Source organism: Paenibacillus anseongensis, assembly GCF_009757995.1.
Lineage (GTDB): Bacteria > Bacillota > Bacilli > Paenibacillales > NBRC-103111 > Paenibacillus_E > Paenibacillus_E chondroitinus.
The window spans coordinates 15,896-34,941 of sequence record NZ_WSEM01000007.1 but is presented as its reverse complement, the minus strand read 5'-3'; the positions used below and the strand labels follow the sequence as shown (position 1 = coordinate 34,941).

Annotated in this window: 14 protein-coding genes; 6 read left to right on the top strand and 8 right to left on the bottom strand. The window is 47.5% G+C overall.

What is annotated here, in order from left to right; translation table 11 throughout:
• The first annotated feature begins 75 nt into the window (after positions 1 to 75).
• Positions 76 to 1,539 (top strand): S41 family peptidase, encoded by a 1,464-nt coding sequence (locus GON05_RS07240; RefSeq protein ID WP_127453279.1) that lies wholly within the window; start codon positions 76 to 78, stop codon positions 1,537 to 1,539.
• A 6-nt stretch (positions 1,540 to 1,545) separates the two neighbouring features.
• The gene (locus tag GON05_RS07235; protein ID WP_309492352.1) at positions 1,546 to 2,949 is read left to right on the top strand and encodes a PDZ domain-containing protein; all 1,404 of its coding nucleotides are present in this window, start codon (positions 1,546 to 1,548) and stop codon (positions 2,947 to 2,949) included.
• 46 nt (positions 2,950 to 2,995) lie between these two features.
• Here the strand turns inward: GON05_RS07235 and GON05_RS07230 are convergent, their stop codons facing one another.
• Together GON05_RS07230 and GON05_RS07225 are read right to left on the bottom strand one after the other, a co-directional pair.
• Entirely contained in the window at positions 2,996 to 3,817 is an 822-nt protein-coding gene (locus tag GON05_RS07230; RefSeq protein WP_157318501.1) for an OmpA/MotB family protein, read from the bottom strand.
• Positions 3,801 to 4,601 (bottom strand): flagellar motor protein, encoded by an 801-nt coding sequence (locus GON05_RS07225; RefSeq protein ID WP_127453273.1) that lies wholly within the window; start codon positions 4,599 to 4,601, stop codon positions 3,801 to 3,803. Before GON05_RS07225 ends, GON05_RS07230 begins: the two co-directional genes overlap by 17 nt.
• Before the next feature lie 293 nt (positions 4,602 to 4,894).
• Here GON05_RS07225 and uvrB point away from each other — a divergent pair, with 293 nt between their 5' ends.
• From uvrB to GON05_RS07205, 4 genes are all read left to right on the top strand, one after another.
• On the top strand, positions 4,895 to 6,892 hold the full coding sequence (gene uvrB, locus GON05_RS07220) for an excinuclease ABC subunit UvrB (protein WP_157318500.1): 1,998 nt from the start codon (positions 4,895 to 4,897) through the stop codon (positions 6,890 to 6,892).
• A gap of 37 nt (positions 6,893 to 6,929) precedes the next feature.
• Positions 6,930 to 9,812: an excinuclease ABC subunit UvrA gene (uvrA, locus tag GON05_RS07215; protein WP_181646567.1), complete on the top strand. Its 2,883-nt coding sequence runs from the start codon at positions 6,930 to 6,932 to the stop codon at positions 9,810 to 9,812.
• 338 nt (positions 9,813 to 10,150) lie between these two features.
• On the top strand, positions 10,151 to 10,312 hold the full coding sequence (locus tag GON05_RS07210; RefSeq protein ID WP_157318499.1) for a hypothetical protein: 162 nt from the start codon (positions 10,151 to 10,153) through the stop codon (positions 10,310 to 10,312).
• Between the two features lie 310 nt (positions 10,313 to 10,622).
• A complete protein-coding gene (locus GON05_RS07205) occupies positions 10,623 to 10,826 on the top strand; it encodes a DUF2759 family protein (protein WP_157318498.1) in 204 nt (67 codons plus the stop codon).
• Between the two features lie 112 nt (positions 10,827 to 10,938).
• Here the strand turns inward: GON05_RS07205 and GON05_RS07200 are convergent, their stop codons facing one another.
• The 6 genes from GON05_RS07200 to GON05_RS07175 all read right to left on the bottom strand — a co-directional run bounded on the left by GON05_RS07200 (position 10,939) and on the right by GON05_RS07175 (position 18,949).
• Positions 10,939 to 11,907, bottom strand: coding sequence for a sugar phosphate isomerase/epimerase family protein (locus GON05_RS07200; protein WP_127453265.1), 969 nt, complete (start codon positions 11,905 to 11,907; stop codon positions 10,939 to 10,941).
• A 51-nt stretch (positions 11,908 to 11,958) separates the two neighbouring features.
• Positions 11,959 to 13,110 carry an MBOAT family O-acyltransferase gene (locus GON05_RS07195; protein WP_157318497.1) on the bottom strand — a complete coding sequence of 384 codons (1,152 nt, stop codon included), beginning with the start codon at positions 13,108 to 13,110 and terminating at the stop codon, positions 11,959 to 11,961.
• A 117-nt stretch (positions 13,111 to 13,227) separates the two neighbouring features.
• Positions 13,228 to 14,118, bottom strand: coding sequence for a hypothetical protein (locus GON05_RS07190; protein ID WP_157318496.1), 891 nt, complete (start codon positions 14,116 to 14,118; stop codon positions 13,228 to 13,230).
• Positions 14,119 to 14,254: 136 nt separating this feature from the next.
• Positions 14,255 to 15,454, bottom strand: coding sequence for a class-II aminoacyl-tRNA synthetase family protein (locus tag GON05_RS07185; protein WP_246238899.1), 1,200 nt, complete (start codon positions 15,452 to 15,454; stop codon positions 14,255 to 14,257).
• A gap of 7 nt (positions 15,455 to 15,461) precedes the next feature.
• Complete coding sequence (locus GON05_RS07180) at positions 15,462 to 15,719, bottom strand: acyl carrier protein (RefSeq protein ID WP_127453260.1); 258 nt, start codon at positions 15,717 to 15,719, stop codon at positions 15,462 to 15,464.
• A 77-nt stretch (positions 15,720 to 15,796) separates the two neighbouring features.
• On the bottom strand, positions 15,797 to 18,949 hold the full coding sequence (locus GON05_RS07175) for an FG-GAP repeat domain-containing protein (RefSeq protein WP_246238898.1): 3,153 nt from the start codon (positions 18,947 to 18,949) through the stop codon (positions 15,797 to 15,799).
• Between the last annotated feature and the right edge of the window lie 97 nt (positions 18,950 to 19,046).

Below are 19,046 nucleotides of genomic sequence, written 5' to 3'. Positions count from 1 at the left end.
AACGGGAAGAGCTTGTCATATACTACAAACAAGCGAACCCAAATGGGTTTTAGGAAAAAGGTGGTGAATCACGCTTTGCAATTCAAAGGGCGCACGGTCATTGTTTTTGTATTGTTAGCTATGTTTGCAAGTAGTATTGTGACATTGACGGTAGTGGATCCATCCTTCACATGGGGGCGGAGTGAGCAGCCAGCGGGCAGTGCAGCCGACTCAACAGGATCTTCGGCAGGACTGTCGAGCAAGGACTTGAGTAAAATTTCTACAACCTTTCAACTGATCGAAAGTAAATATTTGAAACAGCCAGATCATGATAAGCTCGTTAACGGCGCGATCAACGGCATGCTAGAATCTCTGGAAGATCCGTTCACTGTATATATGGATCAGAAGGAAGCGAAGCAGTTCGATGAAAGTATTACGTCCTCTTTTCAAGGAATAGGGGCTGAAGTGTCAATTGAGGAAGGCAAGTTCGTCATCGTTTCCCCAATTAAGGGCTCTCCAGCAGAGAAAGCAGGCATTCAAGCCAAAGATGTCATCCTCTCGGTGAACGGAGAAAAGTTGGATGGTTTGACGCTTAACCAAGCGGTCATGAAGATTCGTGGTCCGAAAGGAACGCAAGCGAAGCTTGATCTTCTTCGTCAAGGAGCGGGTGATCCGGTTCAAGTGATCGTCGTCCGCGATAATATTGATGTGGAAACCGTCTACGGAGAAATGATGCAGGATCAAATAGGGAAAATTGAGATTCGCCAATTCTCTTCTAATACGGCTGTACGTTTTGCTGAAGAGCTGAAAAACCTTGAAGCCAAAGGGATGAAGGGACTTGTTATCGATGTTCGTAATGACCCAGGCGGTCTTTTGAACGTCGTTGTCGACATCGTGAATCCTTTTGTGAAAAGCGGCAAACCGATTGTTCAAGTGGAAAATCGGGATGGCAAGCGGGAGCCGACGCCTTCGACAGGGACAGGCAAGAATTATCCGGTTACGGTATTGATCAATAAGGGCAGCGCCAGTGCTTCGGAGATTTTGGCAGGTGCTTTCCAAGAAGCGGTCGGAAGTAAAATTGTCGGTGAAACTTCTTACGGTAAAGGGACGGTTCAAGTCACTTTTGAGAAGGAAATGGGCGATGGCAGCAACATCAAGATGACCGTCTACAAATGGTTGACACCGAACGGTAATTGGATTCACAAAACAGGTATTCAACCGGATATCGCGGTAGAACAACCGGCTTATTTCAAAGCGGCGCCGCTTTCCAAGAAAACTGCGCTCAAACAAGATATGACGAGCGATGATGTGAAAAATTTGCAGCTGATGCTGGCAGGTCTTGGTTTTAACCCGGAACGTTCCGACGGTTATTTCAATGAGAAAACAACGACAGCCGTGAAAGCTTTCCAACGGACGAACAGCTTGCCGATGACCGGTGAAGTCGATACGGAAACCGCGAACAAAATCGAGAAGCTGCTATTGGAGCAAATTCGCGAGCCTAAGAACGATTTGCAGTTGAAGGCCGCAATTGCGCAAATTCAAAAGCAACTCGGGAAATAATTGTTAGTGAGATATTGGAAATTCGCAGCGCAAGGCAGGAAAATGAGCCCTCGCAGTCGAAATAGAGTAGGAAGGGTGCTTCGGCAGCCTTCCTATTTTCTTTATATCGAGGAGACCGGAATCGTTATGGATGTTCTGATTCAACTCTTGGAGAGGCTGCTTCACGCGGTAGGGCAGCTGTTTGCGAATCCTTTCTACTATATAGGTGTTTTATTTATCGTGCTGCATTATCGAAAGCAAATTCAAATGGAACGTAAGTTATTTCATACACGCCTGCATTCTCTACTCAATGAGACGTGGCGAACGGTCTTTTGGGGATGGATTGGGGGGCTGTGTGCCTCTGTACTTTTGCTGTTTGTAGGCGTAAACATTCAATTTGATGTGGTTATTTTATTATGGGTTATCACGGTTATCCTAGTCTTGCTCAGAGTGAGATTCCTTTGTTTGGCCTACGCCGTTGGCATCCTGGGAGTTGCCCAAGTGATTTTGTCATGGATTCCGGATATGGCTAGTCTAAATAAGACATTGCCGATGTTGGATATCGTCAGGCATGCGGATATTCCTTCCTTGTTGGCCATTGTAGCTGTTCTTCATCTGCTCGAGGGGATGCTTACTCATTTCCAAGGAGCGCGTATGGCGACACCGTTATTTATCGAGGGTAAACGCGGCCAAATCATTGGAGGACAGCAGCTGCAAGGCTTCTGGCCTGTGCCGTTATTTTTACTGGTGCCTTTGACGGGTGGTAGCGACATAAGCTTACCTTGGACAACTTTGTTCGGCGCTAATCTCGGCTCAGGATGGACCTTGCTTGCTTTCCCGGCGATGATCGGATTCACGGAATTAACGATCTCGAAGCTGCCTCGTAAGCAAGCGCGTGCAAGTGCGAATTTGCTCTACTTATACGGCATAATTTTGCTGGCTGCCGCGGTTGCTGCGCATTTTTGGTCGGCGATTGTACTGTTAGGGGCTTTGCTAAGCATAGTGCTGCATGAGGGATTGATTCGCTATAACCAATGGACGGAAGAGAAGCAAATTCCTTTCTATGTCCATTCAACACGAGGACTTATGGTGCTTTCCGTTGTTCCCAACAGCCCTGCGCAGGAAATAGGGATCCAAACGGGTGAAATCATTCATAAAGTAAATGGGTACAAAATCAAGACAAAGTCTGATTTGCATTTAGCTATGGGGCTGAACTCGGCTTTCTGTAAACTGGAAATCTTAAATGAGGAAGGCGAGGTTCGCTTTCTGCAGCGGGCAATCTTTAACGGCGATCATCACCAACTAGGCATTATTTTAGCTCCGGACCAAGAGGCTTTGTACTTCACAGAGCATAGACCTGTGCATCTATTTTCTTATTTGCGAGGGAAATTAACGGGTTTGCTGAAGAATGACTCGACGAAATCGATGTAAAAAAGAAGACCCTATCTCGCTAAAATTAGGAGGTAGGGTCTTTTGTTTATTTCGGTACACTGGTTGGAGCCAGTCCATCACGCAGGACAATGATTTCAACGCGGCGGTTTTTGCTGCGGTTCTCATCGCTGTCGTTTGGAACCTTTGGCATTGTATCCGCGTAGGCTGTCGCAATGAATTTGTTATCATCCAGCTTGGCCGTATCACTGAAATAGCGCAGCACCGATAGGGATCGAGCGAACGAGAGTCCCCAGTTATCTTTGTATGGAGAGCCGGTTGCGAGCGGCAAATCATCGGTATGGCCTTCAATGCTCACCTTACTGTTTAGCGTCGGGAAGAGCGAAGCGAGTTTTTGAAGAATAGGGGCCGAGCCGCCTTTGAGATCTGCTTTTCCTAAATCAAATAAGAACAAATCATTCAGTGTAATCGCTACACCCCGCTCTGTATCGCTTGCGGATACTTGCGCCTCCAGATTTTGATCTTTAATGTAAGCTTGTACTTGTTTTAAAAGATCTTGAAGTTCTTTCTCGCGCTTTTCTTTCTCATTCTCATCAGGTTTTGCTTTATCTTTTTCTTCCTTCTGATCGTTTATATTTTGCTTGGTATAATCTTTGTCCTTGCTGTCGGAGTCGCCTTGCTTCGGAGTCATCTGGCCGCTAATGCCGCTTCCTTTGTCCAAAACTGAGTCGGCTTTCTGGAACTGCAGGTTTAATACTTGCGCCAGAACGGCATACTTTTGAACATCGACCTTACTCATCGCATACATAATGATGAAGAAAACGAGCAGAAGGGTGATTAAGTCAGCATAAGTAATGAGCCATCTTTCATGATTGACGTGCTCTTCTTGCTTCTTACTTCTCCTCGCCATAATCGGCTTCCTCCTCTACCATTGGTGCTTTTTTGGACGATTTCTCGTGGAGGAAGGAGGTCAGTTTTTTCTTAATCAATTGCGGGTTTTCGCCGGCTTGCAGAGCTAGAATGCCTTCAAGCATCAGCTCCATTTCGGCAACCATTTCCTTACCGCGAACTTTAATTTTGGTCGCAAGCGGCAAATAAATTAAGTTGGCGCTCATAACCCCATATAGAGTAGCTGTGAAGGCAACAGCGATGGCTGGGCCAAGACTGGAAGGATCTTCGAGATTGCCTAGAACGTGAATGAGTCCCATAACGGTTCCGATAATCCCCATCGTTGGCGCATAGCCGCCTCCAGCTTCGAATATTTTGGCCATATTATCAACCTGGTGCTCAATGGCATCCATTTCGAGCTCGAGAATTTGTCTGGTCAATTCGGGATCTGTTCCATCTACGACCATAAGCAAACCGTCTTTCAGGAAAGGATTGGTATGCTCCTGAGCGCGCTGTTCGAGAGCAAGTACACCTTCTCTTCGTGCAATAGAAGCCATGTCTACTAGTTCTTCAATTGTAGCTGCTGGATCTCTCTTTACTTCTTTGAAAGCAATGCCCAGAGCCTTAGGGATTTTCGCGAGAATAGAAAGAGGAAAGCTGACTGCTACCGCTCCAAAAGTTCCGCCGAAAACAATTAACATTGCGCTTGGGATAATTAATGAACTAATGTGGCCGCCATCCCACATGTAACCGCCAATCAAACCTACAAGACCTAAGACTAATCCTAAAACTGTTGTCAAATCCATGACTTTACCACTCCTATTTAGCGTAAAAAGAATTGGGGCCCTACAAGTGGCCTGATGAAAGTGTGTTGGTGTCTCTTGATGAAGGATTCAGGCCGTAACAGATATTGCCGTTTGCATCAAAGATTTAAAAAGAGTATAATGGAAAAACCAGAACAAACATTCTTATGATGAGTGTCAAATGTTACCATCATATATGTACGACAGGTTCCATAAACTTCTTTATCGGAAATTACAAAAAGAAAATGAATAGGATAAAAGTTCGATTTATTACCAATAAGTGTAGGTGATTATTGATGAGTGAACTTGTTAAGAGCTCTAAGAAATTTGAGCTTGTTTCTGATTTTGCTCCACAAGGCGATCAGCCCCAAGCCATTGAAGAAATCGTTCGAAGCATTCAAGATGGCAACAGACATCAGACGCTCTTAGGAGCTACAGGAACAGGGAAAACGTTCACTGCTGCGCAAGTGATTGCAAAGTTGAACCGCCCTACCTTGATTATTGCGCATAATAAAACATTGGCCGCACAGCTGTGCAGCGAATTTAAAGAGTTTTTCCCCCACAACGCCGTCTCCTATTTCGTTAGTTACTATGATTACTACCAGCCTGAAGCCTACATTGCCTCCTCCGACACCTACATCGAGAAAGATTCCAGCATCAATGAAGAGATCGACAAGCTTCGCCATTCCGCGACCAGCTCCTTATTTGAGCGTCGTGACGTTATTATCGTTGCGAGTGTGTCGTGTATTTACGGCTTGGGTTCGCCGATGGAATATGGCAATTTGCTGCTTTCTTTACGCGTAGGGATGGAGAAATCACGCAATGAGATTTTGCACAGGCTTGTGGACATTCAATATCAGCGCAATGATTTGAACTTTGTGCGCGGGACATTTCGAGTACGCGGAGATGTTGTTGAGATTTTCCCGGCCTCGCATGGTGAACAAGCGGTTAGGGTTGAATTGTTTGGTGACGAAATTGAGCGGATCACGGAGATTAATGTACTGACAGGCGAGATTGTCGGTGAGCGGGATCATATTGCGATTTTCCCGGCATCTCACTTTGTGACGCACGAAGATACCATGAAACGCGCGCTTGTGAATATTGAGCGGGAGTTGGAAGAACGTCTTGTTGAGCTGAAAGAACAGGGGAAACTGCTTGAAGCACAGCGATTGGAACAACGAACGCGCTATGATATGGAAATGATGCAGGAGATGGGCTTCTGCTCCGGGATTGAGAATTACTCAGGGCCGCTGACATTCCGTGAGCGCGGGGCAACACCATATACGCTGATTGATTATTTCCCTGATGACATGTTATTTATGGTCGATGAGTCTCACGTGACGTTGCCGCAAATTCGCGCTATGTATAACGGGGACAGAGCTAGAAAAGAAGTGCTGGTTGATCACGGCTTCCGCTTGCCTTCTGCACTGGATAACCGTCCATTGCGATTTGAGGAGTTTGAGGAGAAAGTTAACCAGATTTTATATATATCAGCAACACCAGGACCTTATGAGTTAGAGCATTGCCCTTATATGACACAGCAGATCATTCGTCCTACGGGCTTATTGGATCCTATTATTGAAGTGAGACCGACCAAAGGGCAAATCGATGATTTGATTGCGGAGATTCAAGATCGGATTCGGAAAGACGAGCGGGTGCTCGTTACGACGTTGACGAAGAAGATGTCAGAGGATTTGACGGATTATTTCAAAGAAATCGGCATTAAAGTCCGCTATTTGCACTCGGACATCAAGACGTTTGAGCGGATGCAAATCTTACGTGATTTACGTTTGGGTACCTTCCATGTGCTAATTGGGATTAACTTGCTCAGGGAAGGGCTTGATTTGCCAGAGGTATCCCTTGTCGCCATTCTGGATGCGGACAAAGAGGGTTTCCTGCGGTCGGAACGCTCGATGATTCAAACCATTGGACGCGCAGCGCGTAATGCCGATGGCCGGGTTATCATGTATGGAGATAAGATTACGGACTCTATGGAGAAAGCCATTCGTGAGACGAGTCGCCGCCGCAGCATTCAGGAAGCTCATAATGAGAAGATGGGAATCACACCACAAACGATTGCCAAGAAAATCCGCGATGTCATTGAAGCTACGAAGGTAGCTGAACAGAAAGCCGATTACTTGACCGATGTGAAGGGTGCAAAGATGTCAAAGAAAGACCGCGCTTCTTTGATCGAACGTTTGGAAGGCGAAATGAAAGAAGCTGCGAAGAATTTGCAGTTCGAACGGGCGGCACAGCTTCGTGACGCTATTATGGAAATGAAAGCTGAAGCCTAAATGGGCTTCAGTTTCACATAGGAGAGGAAGGTTACCCGTGTCTAGAGATCAAATCGTCATTAAAGGAGCCAGAGCTCATAATCTAAAAAATATCGATGTCACGATTCCGCGCGATAAGTTCGTAGTTCTAACAGGCTTAAGCGGCTCGGGCAAATCGTCGTTAGCCTTTGATACGATTTATGCCGAGGGTCAGCGCAGATACGTTGAGTCATTATCTGCATATGCCAGACAATTTCTAGGCAATATGGATAAGCCGGACGTAGATTCCATCGATGGACTATCACCGGCTATTTCTATTGATCAGAAGACAACAAGTCGAAATCCGCGCTCCACAGTAGGGACCGTAACGGAGATTTATGACTACTTGCGGTTACTATTCGCGCGTATCGGACGTCCGCATTGTCCAACGCATGGCATTGAAATTACATCGCAAACCGTGGAGCAAATGGTAGACCGGGTCATGGAGTTTCCGGAGCGCACCAAACTTCAGATTCTGGCTCCTCTTGTTTCAGGACGCAAAGGTGAGCATACCAAGCTTTTTACCGACGTACAGAAACAAGGTTTTGTAAGGGTACGCGTGAATGGAGAGACGATGGATCTCTCCGAGAAGATCGAGCTCGACAAGAACAAGAAGCACACCATTGATGTTGTTGTTGACCGGATTGTGATCAAAGAGGATGTACAAACACGACTTGCTGATTCTCTTGAAACAGCGCTCAAGCTCGCGAATGGACGAGTCATTGTTGACATTATCGACAAAGAAGAGCTGATGTTCAGTCAGAATCTGGCATGCCCGGAATGTGGTTTTAGCGTAGAGGAACTGGCACCAAGGATGTTCTCCTTTAACTCCCCTTTCGGGGCTTGCCCGGAATGCGATGGACTCGGCAGCCAGATGATTGTCGATCCTGATTTGTTAGTGCCTGATATGAAGCTGACGATTGAAGAAGGTGCTTTTGAAGCTTGGGCTGGCAGCACGTCCAACTATTATCCGCAATTTCTTGCGGCAGTTTGTGACCACTATTCGATCCCTCGCAATGTCCCTGTATCCGAGTTGTCGAGTGAGCAAATGAAGGTCATTCTCTATGGGACAGGCGGGGAGAAGATCCGCTTCCGCTACGAGAATGATATGGGAGCGACCAAAGAAGCGCTGGTTCCATTTGAAGGAATTATCCGCAACTTGGAACGCAGATTTAAAGATACCTTCTCTGAGGGCATCAGAGAGCACATTCAGACTTACATGAGCACGAAGCCATGTCCGAAGTGTAAAGGGCAGCGTCTGAAACCAGAGACACTTGCCGTGACGATCAATGGCAAGAACATTGCTCACGCGACCTCCCTTTCCATTGGAGATGCGGAGGAATGGTTTAAAACGCTGGATCTGAACGAGAAAGAGCTCACTATCGCAAACCTGATTCTCAAAGAAATCAGAGCACGTCTTGGATTCCTAGTGAATGTCGGTCTTGACTACTTAACGATGCATCGTGCAGCGGGTACATTGTCAGGAGGAGAAGCACAGCGGATTCGACTTGCGACGCAGATTGGCTCCAGCTTAATGGGCGTTCTTTATATTTTGGATGAGCCTAGCATTGGGCTGCATCAGCGGGATAATACGCGTCTAATTCAGACGCTTGAACATATGCGGAACCTGGGTAACACGCTGATCGTCGTTGAGCATGATGAAGATACGATGATGGCAGCGGATTACATTATTGATATCGGACCTGGTGCCGGTATTCACGGGGGGCAAGTCATTGCCCAAGGTACGCCTACAGAGCTTATGGCGGACGAGAACTCACTTACCGGTCAATACCTTAGCGGCAAGAAGTTCATTCCGATTCCGGCAGCGCGCCGTAAACCGAATGGCAAGTGGATCGAAGTCAAAGGGGCCAAAGAGAACAACTTGCGCAACGTTTCGGCTAAAGTACCATTAGGCGTGTTTACTTGCGTAACAGGCGTATCCGGCTCCGGCAAAAGTACATTAATTAACGAAATCCTATTCAAAACGCTGGCACGCGATTTGAATGGAGCGAAAGTTCGTCCTGGTGAACACAAAGAAATTATCGGGCTTGAGCACGTGGACAAGGTTATTGATATTGACCAATCGCCAATCGGCCGTACACCTCGTTCGAATCCAGCGACTTATACAGGCGTATTTGATGACATCCGTGATGTGTACGCGAATACGAATGAAGCAAAGGTACGTGGCTACAAAAAAGGACGCTTCAGTTTTAACGTGAAGGGCGGCCGTTGTGAGGCTTGCCGTGGGGATGGCATCATTAAGATTGAAATGCATTTCTTGCCAGATGTTTACGTGCCTTGTGAAGTTTGCAAAGGCAAACGATACAACCGTGAGACCATGGAAGTAAAATATAAAGGCAAAAGCATTTCGGAAGTGCTTGAGATGACGATCGAGGACGGCTGCGAGTTCTTCAAGAACTTGCCGCGGATTCATCGTAAGCTGACTACACTTCTTGATGTAGGGCTGGGCTACATGACACTCGGCCAACCGGCCACGACGTTGTCCGGGGGCGAAGCCCAGCGCGTGAAGCTGGCGGCGGAGCTGTACCGCCGCAGTACAGGCAAGACGATCTATATCTTGGATGAGCCTACAACAGGGCTCCACATCCACGATATCGATCGTCTGCTGAAGGTGCTTCACCGCCTCGTAGAGAGCGGTGAAACCGTGCTTGTCATCGAGCATAACCTCGATGTAATCAAGACGGCGGACCACCTCATCGATCTAGGCCCCGAAGGCGGTAGCCGAGGTGGTCAGATCGTTGCTTCCGGTACGCCGGAAGATGTTGTGAAGGTGGCCGGTTCCTATACCGGCCAGTACTTGAAACCGATCCTCGAGAGGGATCGGGAACGCTCGGAGAACTATGCGAAGCGGTTGGAAGTGTTGGAAGAATCGGTCGGTTAAGCGGCCGAATTGCAGCAAGGCCTCACGGATGAATGCCGTGGGGCCTTTTTTGCGTGCGAGGATGGAAGGGAAACGACTCGTGATGAATGTCATCGTCAGATTATTAATCTTCGACAAACGAGGGTGATCCGATCTTATTCGTCAGAATATTCATAATTCCGACTTATTTAACATGGCTTTTGTTAAGACTTAATTGGATTCGACAATTTAACCCTCTATCAAAAAATAAGTGAATAGTCCTATAATTAAGATAGTAGTTGCAACACGATATTCCTAGCTGACTATTCAGGATCGAGAGATATAAGCTGTACAAATCTATTACTTCATGGAGGATTGCTATGAAACCGACGTTAGACATACAGGAGATTGTTTCTGCATTAGGAATAGATCCATTTCGCTTTTTAAACTGGCAGGAAAAAGAAATAGGGCTCAAGGATCAGCCAACAACACCCATCGAGGAACATAAAGAAACACTCTCAGCCTATGGATTAATGGCGTAGGAAGTAGTTCTATACATAAAATAGTCAGCTAAGCCCGAGTGTCTTTCAGAGACGTTCGGGTTCTTTAATTTTTTATCCATAATGGGTGAACACGAACAAGAACACGAGCTGTAATAAAGCGGGAAAAAGAAGGGCATTGTAATCTTAAAGGTGTAATATTTTCCGCAGAAGGTGGTTAATCTAACCAAAAGGTGACAAACTTGTTACACATGCGCCTAATCACTTGCATCTAGTGTCCAATCAAGCTAACATAGAATTAAAATAGCAGGACGTGTGCCTTGCACCGAGTTATTAGAAGGAGGGTTTCACCATGTTATTCGCGGAAGAAGCAGCAGCAACAACAAGTACGTATACAAGCTTTGATATCTATGTTTTGATTTTCACAGTGATTATTGCCATTGCAGTTATCAGACAATTGATGTCCCCCAAAAAAAACTATTTTGCCCTAGGATTCGCGGTAGTTTCCTTGCTCGTATTCGGCCTCATGGATTATGTCATGATCACAGGCTGGTAATTCAGAGCTAACCCATGCTTTACAAGATAAAAGCCCACAGGACCAAGATCGTAAGATCATCGGTGCCTGCGGGCTTTTTTGATGGTTAGGAAGGGGGGAAGCGGCTAGCCGCTTATACCCACCACATTTCTCCAAGTGGTTCTTTGATAAGAACTTGTTGAAGGTTTTGAACAGCTTTGGAGAAGCCTTCTTCAACGGACATCAATCCGTCTTCGTGCTCAATGCTCACGACGTAGTCGTAGCCAACAAGACGCAGGGCGCTGATGATGTCAGCCCATACTTTCATGTCATGACCATAACCAACGGAGCGGAACTGCCATGCACGATCAAGCATGTTTGCATAGGACTGCATGTCCGTAACGCCATAACGGTTTACATTGTTAACATCCATGGATGTGTCTTTCGCGTGGAAATGGTGAATTGCTCCTGCGCGGCCGAGAATTTGTACGGCTTGTACAGGGTCAATTCCTTGCCACCACATGTGACTCGGATCTAGGTTGGCACCAATCGCGTCACCTGCTGCTTCACGCAGACGGAGAAGGGTAGCTGGTGTATGTACGGAGAAACCACCGTGCAGTTCCAAACCGATTTTGACATTGCGGTCAGAGGCGTATTTACCTGTTTCCGTCCAGTAAGGAATGACTTTATTTCCCCACTGCCAGTCAAGAATCTCTTGGAAATCGTTCGGCCATGGAGCTACCGGCCAGTTCGGATATTTGGCATCCTCGTGGTCACCAGGGCAGCCTGAGAACGTGTTAACTACAGGAACTTCAAGGCGCTCAGCAAGATCAATCGTTTGTATAATAGCATCATGGAATTCTTTCGCAATTTGCTTTTGCGGGTGAAGCGGGTTTCCGTGAACGCTCAAAGCACTAATCGTCAGACCGCGGGATTCTACCGCATGTTTAAAAGCTTTTAACTTCCCAGCATCAGCAAGCAGCTCAACTGGGTTACAGTGCGCATTACCAGGGTAGCCCCCAGTCCCAATTTCGACAGCTTCTAAGCCCTTAGAAGCAACATAATCAAGAGCTTCCTCTAAAGGTTTTCCACCAAACAGAACCATAAAAACGCCTAACTTCATTAGGTACACCTCCATAAATGGTAAACAACCACACAAATTATAACACTATCATCACGTAAAATGAAGCAAGCCTTTATAGATCCGCAGGACCGTCTCGTAATTGGAGCTATAAATAATAACGGAGAACGTCACTAAAACTTGTGTCACGAAACAGCGGAAATAAAAATAGGTTTTAGAAACTTTCTTTTTATTTACCGTTGTAATTTTGAAAATGTTCTCTATCGCGAGAATGATCCCGTGGTAGAGACCATAGAAGAAGTAAAGCCAGGTAAAACCATGCCATAGGCCCATTAGGACCATAATTAAAATGGACAAGCTGGAGGCAACCCAGCGGGAAGGCACGGTACGCGAGAAGAACATGAAGATATGATCACGGAAAAAATCGCCCAGCGTCGCGTGCCAGTTGCGCCAGAACTGTGTCATGGAAGGCGAGAGCAGCGGCCGTTTGAAGTTTTCAGGCATCGTATAGCCCATTAACCGCCCAAATCCGATGGCCATATCCGAATAGCCGGAGAAATCGAAGTATATGAGCGCATAGAACCATACGAGTAGAAATAGTGACTGATGCGTGTGTAAGTCCTGTTTCAACACTTGATCGAACACGCTGGTCATCCAAGTGACGATTACGATTTTTTTAAACAATCCCAAAATAATGCGTTTGACACTGTCTTCGAAGAGGGCGGCGTCTACCGTGTATGGCTTTTTGCTATCGGCCATAAAATCTCGAAATTTCAAGATCGGACCTGAAGTAAACGTTGGAACAAAAAGCAGATAATTCGCATAATCAATGGCAGGCACTTGGCCGTCTTTTCCAAAGAAATAAGCAAAATAATAAGCATCGATCACTTTCAAGACATTATAAATGAGTCCAAGGTAGATGACGGCATCGAACAGCGAGTTGTGGAAAACGCCCATGATGAAAAACCGGACACCTAGAAAAACGCCGATAATATTAGCGGCAAGCGCAAAGATAAAAGTAGCTTTACGCCAAACGGTCGTGCGGCATAAATACACAAATCCAGCGTAGTTAATCACAGTAAAAGCAGCGTAGAAAATAAGCAGCTTTTGACTGTACAGCAGTAAAAAGCAGAGACTGAAAATAATCATCAGAATACGTTTGTTGTCGGCCCACTTGCGGGTGAGCATCAGAACGGCAACCATGCCTATCATAGCGATAATCGCGTTCATTTGCATATAAAACATAGCTTTAGAACTCCTCGCTTGGAAAGCCCGATTAGAATTTCTCGTAGATAAATAGGCCCTTACCGGTAAAATAAATGAAAACCAGATACAGCATCACGAGATAGATGAGGACTTCGGCTATTTTCCTAAGGACTTTAACCATTTGTCTACCTCCTTCGTAAATAGCGGAGCGCCTTCTTCGCGGTTTAAGTGTACGAGATCATGAAAATACTTGGGATCGTATGTATGCATCAAATCCAACACGGGTACACCGGCGGTTTTCAATTGGCCGTTTACCGCTTCTTTCAAGGAAGCCACATAAGGCGGATCGGCATATCCTTTGTTCCAAGGCATCCAGATCACTCGCAAAGGAAGCTGCTGTTCCTTAGCATAGCGGATGACCCACTGCAGCGCATCTAGATTGTCTTGGAAATCTTTCAAGGTCATAGCGCCGAAACGTTTGTCATATTCGGTCCATTTCGACTGAAGGAACGCTTCGTCCTTACGGCCAGGATACAACTCTTTATCTATCCAGCGCGGCTCGTAGGCTAAGCTACCTTTTCTTAAATTACGGATGAATTCTTCGCCGGAATCACGGAAGTAGTCACGGTACGTGTACACATAGGGCTGATACCATGGTTTGAACCATTGGTAGGTCGGATCGGTTTCGAGGGGATCGAGCATCGTATGAACATCAATGCCAATCACCAGTTCATCACGAACCTGGTACAAATGATTCTGGAGGATCCCCTTAAGATCGGTGATCTTCCCATAGGAAAGCCCCATCTCTACCAAATGGGCATCAGACTTCTCTTCGATGTAAGCCCCTGTTACAGCCGAATTACCGAAGAAAACCGGACCCGATTGGGACCAGCTATGGTGGTAGAGTGTTTTAGTAAAGTCGTTTTTGTAGAAACGGCGCGAGCTAACCATCGGGTTCCACCAAGAGATGAGAAGGTCCGAAACGACGATCGCTAGCAGCAGGCCGAGCACGAAACTATTCTTTTTAAGAAATGTGGCTGCTTTCAACGGAATCACTCATTATCTTGGATTAGGATGGGGCCCACAGCTGACTTCCAATGATCAAAGGTCGGCGTGTGGGCCCAGATAAAAATTTGAATAGAATAATAGGACGATTAATTGATGAAAAGGGATTAACGGTTCCTTACAGAGCCTTTTCCTGCCAAGCGTGGTACTGCTCACGGAAAGTGGCTGGCCACTGCTGCTCATCTAATCCGTATTGCGCCAAGAATGCGAAAGCCCAACGCTCAATACCGAAACCTACACAGCCTGTAACCGCGTTGCGTTTGCCCATTTTAATGTTAAAAGCATTCCCGAAGGTGTTACTGTGGAAATTGACAGAAGAGCAGGCAATCGACTTCTTCACATGCGGAATTGTCAGACGCAGCTCGTATTTCATTTCTTGATTTCGTTGGAAGGAGGCCTTCACTTGGAAATCATTCGTGAAGAAAGGATCATTCGCGATTTCCAACATGGAATCTACATTCCATTCAACCGCTAATTCTTTGAGATATTCAATCGATTTCAAGCGATTTTCTTTGACGAAGTCTGGTTTGCCGACGAAAATAATTTCACGCATGGAGAAGTCGAGCAAACGGCCGAAATCGCTGTGGTTTTTGGACTCAAAGCGGTGGCACTTGGCAATTGCCGTTACCACGATACCTTCACCCTCAAGCGTCTCATTCTCTAACCCCTCGTAGCAATGGTAGCAAGTGGAAGGATTCATCATGAAATTAGGCTTCACCATGTTAGGATCAAGCTCTAACGGCTCATCTTGCTTCCAACCGCCGGCATCGCGAATGGATTGTGAGAACGATTCAATGACGTCCAAATCTTCGCGTAAATGCGTAACGAAGTGAATATGCTCCGGGAATGACGTGAAATGGTTTGTTTTGTTCAACGTGTGGCTATGAATAACCGCAGGATACTGCTCTTCTTGCATGCCCTCAAAGCGTTTAGCGATTTTCGTAACAAACGAGTAATCCAGGAAGCGCATCAAGCTGGAGAAAGGCTCACGGAAAATAAATAGTCCGGGTTCCAGAATTTTAATGGCTTTGCGCTCTACTAATTCAGCGATAATATCGCCTTCATAAGGAGTGTCTACTTTATTTTCGAATAAAATATTTTCTTTGAAACCGAAATCGCCATGAGAGAAACGTTCGATCAGGCGCCCGACTCGCTCCGTAATTCCTTCGTTGCCATTCGGCGAGTTGTGCGTGATGATGATGTGGCCATCAACAAGCGTGATATCTTGAATATGCTCATCCGCAAAGGCGGAAGCATACTTGACTTGTCCGTGCTGGCTTTCGGCTAAGCCTTCTAGAGAAATTTTACATGTCAACATGAGTGGGTTACCTCGCAGTCTTCTTGGAAATAAAATCGGCAATTTCGCTTACCGTGTTCATGGAGTACAGCATGAGATCTTGATTCGTCACTTGGATGCCATACGTCTTCTCAATGTGGGCGATCAGTGCCGTAGCACCGATGGAATCGATAAACCCATAATCGAACAAGTGAACATCAACGCCAAAATCGTCATCGTCCTCGGCAATTTCATAACGCTCGCGAATATGCTGCTCAAGCTGCGTAAGTAAGTCTTCATTAGACATGATGGAAAGCCTCCTGGTTAATTGAAATTTAAGGTTATTTTTAAAAAAGTAGAGAGTAGTTCAGCGGAAGTGCATGGTCACTTTGCTTTGCTTGTGAACGAAAGCGTAGTTACATCTCCGTATCGGGTAATCGTGTAGAGATGGTTTGCTGCGTCATACTCGATTTTGGCATCGCCTGTGAATTCAAGCTCTGTAGGGCAGAATAATTTCACTTGCTGCAAGCCAGCTGCCTTGAGCTCTAAATTGCGTGTAGATCCCTGCTCTGTCAGGGAAAAAGGTACGTTAGCACGCACAATATGCAGCCGTTCTTTGGCCGGCGCAATGCCGATGACGGATGGCCGAGCCAATCCTACATAGAAACGGTTGTCAATCGTCGTATAGGTATCTGAATCACTTTGCAGGGAGTACAAGGCTAGTTTCTCGCCTTTTTCTATGACTACACCTAGCGTTCCCGCATATTCTTCAGCCAAACTAGGCACTGCCTTCGCGTTCGCTGTCAGAGTCGCATGGAAGTGCGGACTGCCGCCCGCTAAACGATCCTTGAGCCTGTCCCATAAATAGAAGGCCCATGACTGGCTAATCCGAACCTCGCTTTTCATAGCGGTTAAGAAGGATTTGGCCATTTGTTTCTCGGTCATGAAATTATAATCATGCTTCGTGCGAAGCTTGTCAAAATAGTCAGCGAACTGCGTCAAATCGGCGATTTTGGCTGGTTCGGGAAAATGGTACTCGATGTGCTCGAAATAATCAATCGGCATGTCCAGCTTGACCATCGATTCAAACACATCCGTCGTGGCATAGTCGCCTGTGCGCAGTACCGGTGTCGGTGTATGTATCAGCATGGTACGGTCCGTACTGCCTTGTTTGTCTTGCAGCAGGAACGGCAGCGACCATATCGATTCAGGCCGGGAAATAACGGGCGATTCGGAAGGGAGGAAGCCGAAGTTATACCACATTCCGTCCTGTTCCTCGCTTCGCAGCGTTTGCTGATGATCTTCGTTATTTATGCGCCATGTGTGCTGATTCGTGCCAGGATGCAGCCAAGGAATGCCTAACTTGGCGAAAGCTTGTTTATGAAGGGCAAGCTCCGCTTGCTCCTGTTCAGCGCTTTTGAAATTGTGTACAAAAGTGTGCGGATCTAAGTCTAGATGGTTATCACGTGCATATTGAATGAATTCCTTCAGTTCTACTTGATACGGGAACTGCGGATCGTCAATTGCCACTGGGGATCCGAATTCGATGCCTCCGACGATGAGATCGTCTTTGCCGTCGTGGTTGAGATCCAGCCATAGCGGAACCGAGTTATGTCCGGCAACCAATGCCCGATTGCCGACCTGGTTTAAGGTTGTGCCTTCCAGGGGACCCGTATTCGTCCAAGCGCCAGAGGCGCTTTGGATATATACTTGCAGGTCCCCGTCGCTGCTGCCGACCACAAGATCGAGTCGGCCATCGCCGTTCATATCGCGTGCGGCCGGCGCAGCATACGCGGCGTTGTTGGGCAGCGTGAGAATCTCGCTGCCTGCCTCTAAAGTGAGGGCCGCTGCGCTGCGGCCCTTGTAGAGCCATACTCGTCCATCGGCTCCGCCTAGGACGAGGTCGAGCTTGCCGTCGCCGTCGATATCGGCGACGTACGGCGCTGCAGCCCCTCCGGGCAGCTGCAGCGGTTTCCCGCCCGCGCGCACGGCCGCGGGCTTCGCGAACCTGCCGCCAGCGAGCTGCGGCAGCTCATACAGGGCCCCGGACTCGTCGGAGACGACGAGGTCCGGGCGGCCGTCCCCGTTCACGTCTGCGGCGTGAACGGCACTGTAAGGGCTGAGCTGGAGCGGCACGCCGGACTCCAGCATCAGCTTCGCAGGCGCGCCGAACGTGTCCGGCAGCGCCATTCCCGCAGGCGGCGGCTCACTCGTGTACGCCGCCGGATCAGGCCCTTGATTCGTGTAGACGTACACGAATCCATCTGCGCTGCCGGCCAGCACGTCGGTGCTGCCGTCGCCGTTCAGATCCGCGGCGGCCGGGTACGCGCGGTAGGGTAGTTCGATCGCGCTCGCCAGATCGCGATATTGCGGGAACAGCGCCTGCCGCAGCGGCTTGCCGGCTGAAATCACGTGCAGACCGCTTGCGTAGCCCGAGCCTGGCAGCTCTCCGATGAACGTCGGCTGCGCGTTCGTTCCGGTGTTGAGCTGCACCGTTAAGCTCTCGCGCCACTGCCCCCAGTAGAAGGCATTGCGCACGAGGGTGAACGAGGGAATCTCGTTATACTTTTTGAGTTCCTCAGCCCAAGCGATGCCGTCTTTGTGCTGGATGGCCGGCATCGCCTCAAAGTGATTTTGGAAAGCCATGGCAGGTCTGCCGTAAGGACCGAGCACTTTGCGAACACTGTAACCTAACGTCTCCTTGGCTACATACGACAGCAGCTCACTGCGATACTGCATGTTGGCCGCTGCGAAATCAAAATTGAAATATGGATCAATCGGTAAAGCTCTTTTATTGAAGTAAGTCGTCCCCGGCGTTGATTTGCCTGTGGCTTGATATTTGGCTGCCAGTTGAGCGAAGCCCAGGTTCAGGTCAGCACCGCTTTGCATGTCGTAACCGGTTGGAAAGTAACGGTTAGGTAAGAAGTTGCTAGAGATCAGCACGGTGCCTTTCCCTACACGATTCTCCATAGCTAGCGAAACAGCTTTGCCAGACACATTCATGGCGACAAGGGTCTGTCCTGACGACGGAACGAAGCCGTACCCCATATGAAAACCTGGAAGGTCCTCCATCGTATGGTGCTTGAGGTAGCTGTCGCTAAACAATTGAAAGGTTGTCTGCACGCCTTGTAGATTCATAGAAACCTTGGGATAGCTTAGGCTTGGCGTATTTGCTGCCAATTGCGGCGCTCCTAATCCTGTAAGCGAAACCTTCTGCAAATTAACAAGCTCTGATGCCCCAAGGAAATCAAGCGGCAATCGGGGGGCAAATCCATTTTCGACTAGCAAATGTCCGCCTTGCTTCACATAGCTTATGAGCTTTGTTGTCTGCTCTGTCCATGCGGGATCTTCGGCTAGCGCCGGATCCAGATAGATAGCATCGTATGTTTTCAGCTTTCTAGCTGATAGGGCTGCTAGCTTCTGCTTATCTACGGAAATGCCCGCCTGCAAGCTCTGCGAAAAGTTGCCATAAGCAGCCGTATCATACGAATCTCCACTAGTTGCGTAGAGAAGCTTGGTTTCCTCTATTTTTGGCAAAAATAGAAGTAGGCCCACTACCAATAGGAAACCGAGGGCTAGTCCGATAACAATTTTTAAAATGCGTATTTTCGACAAAACCAAAAGGATCCCTCGA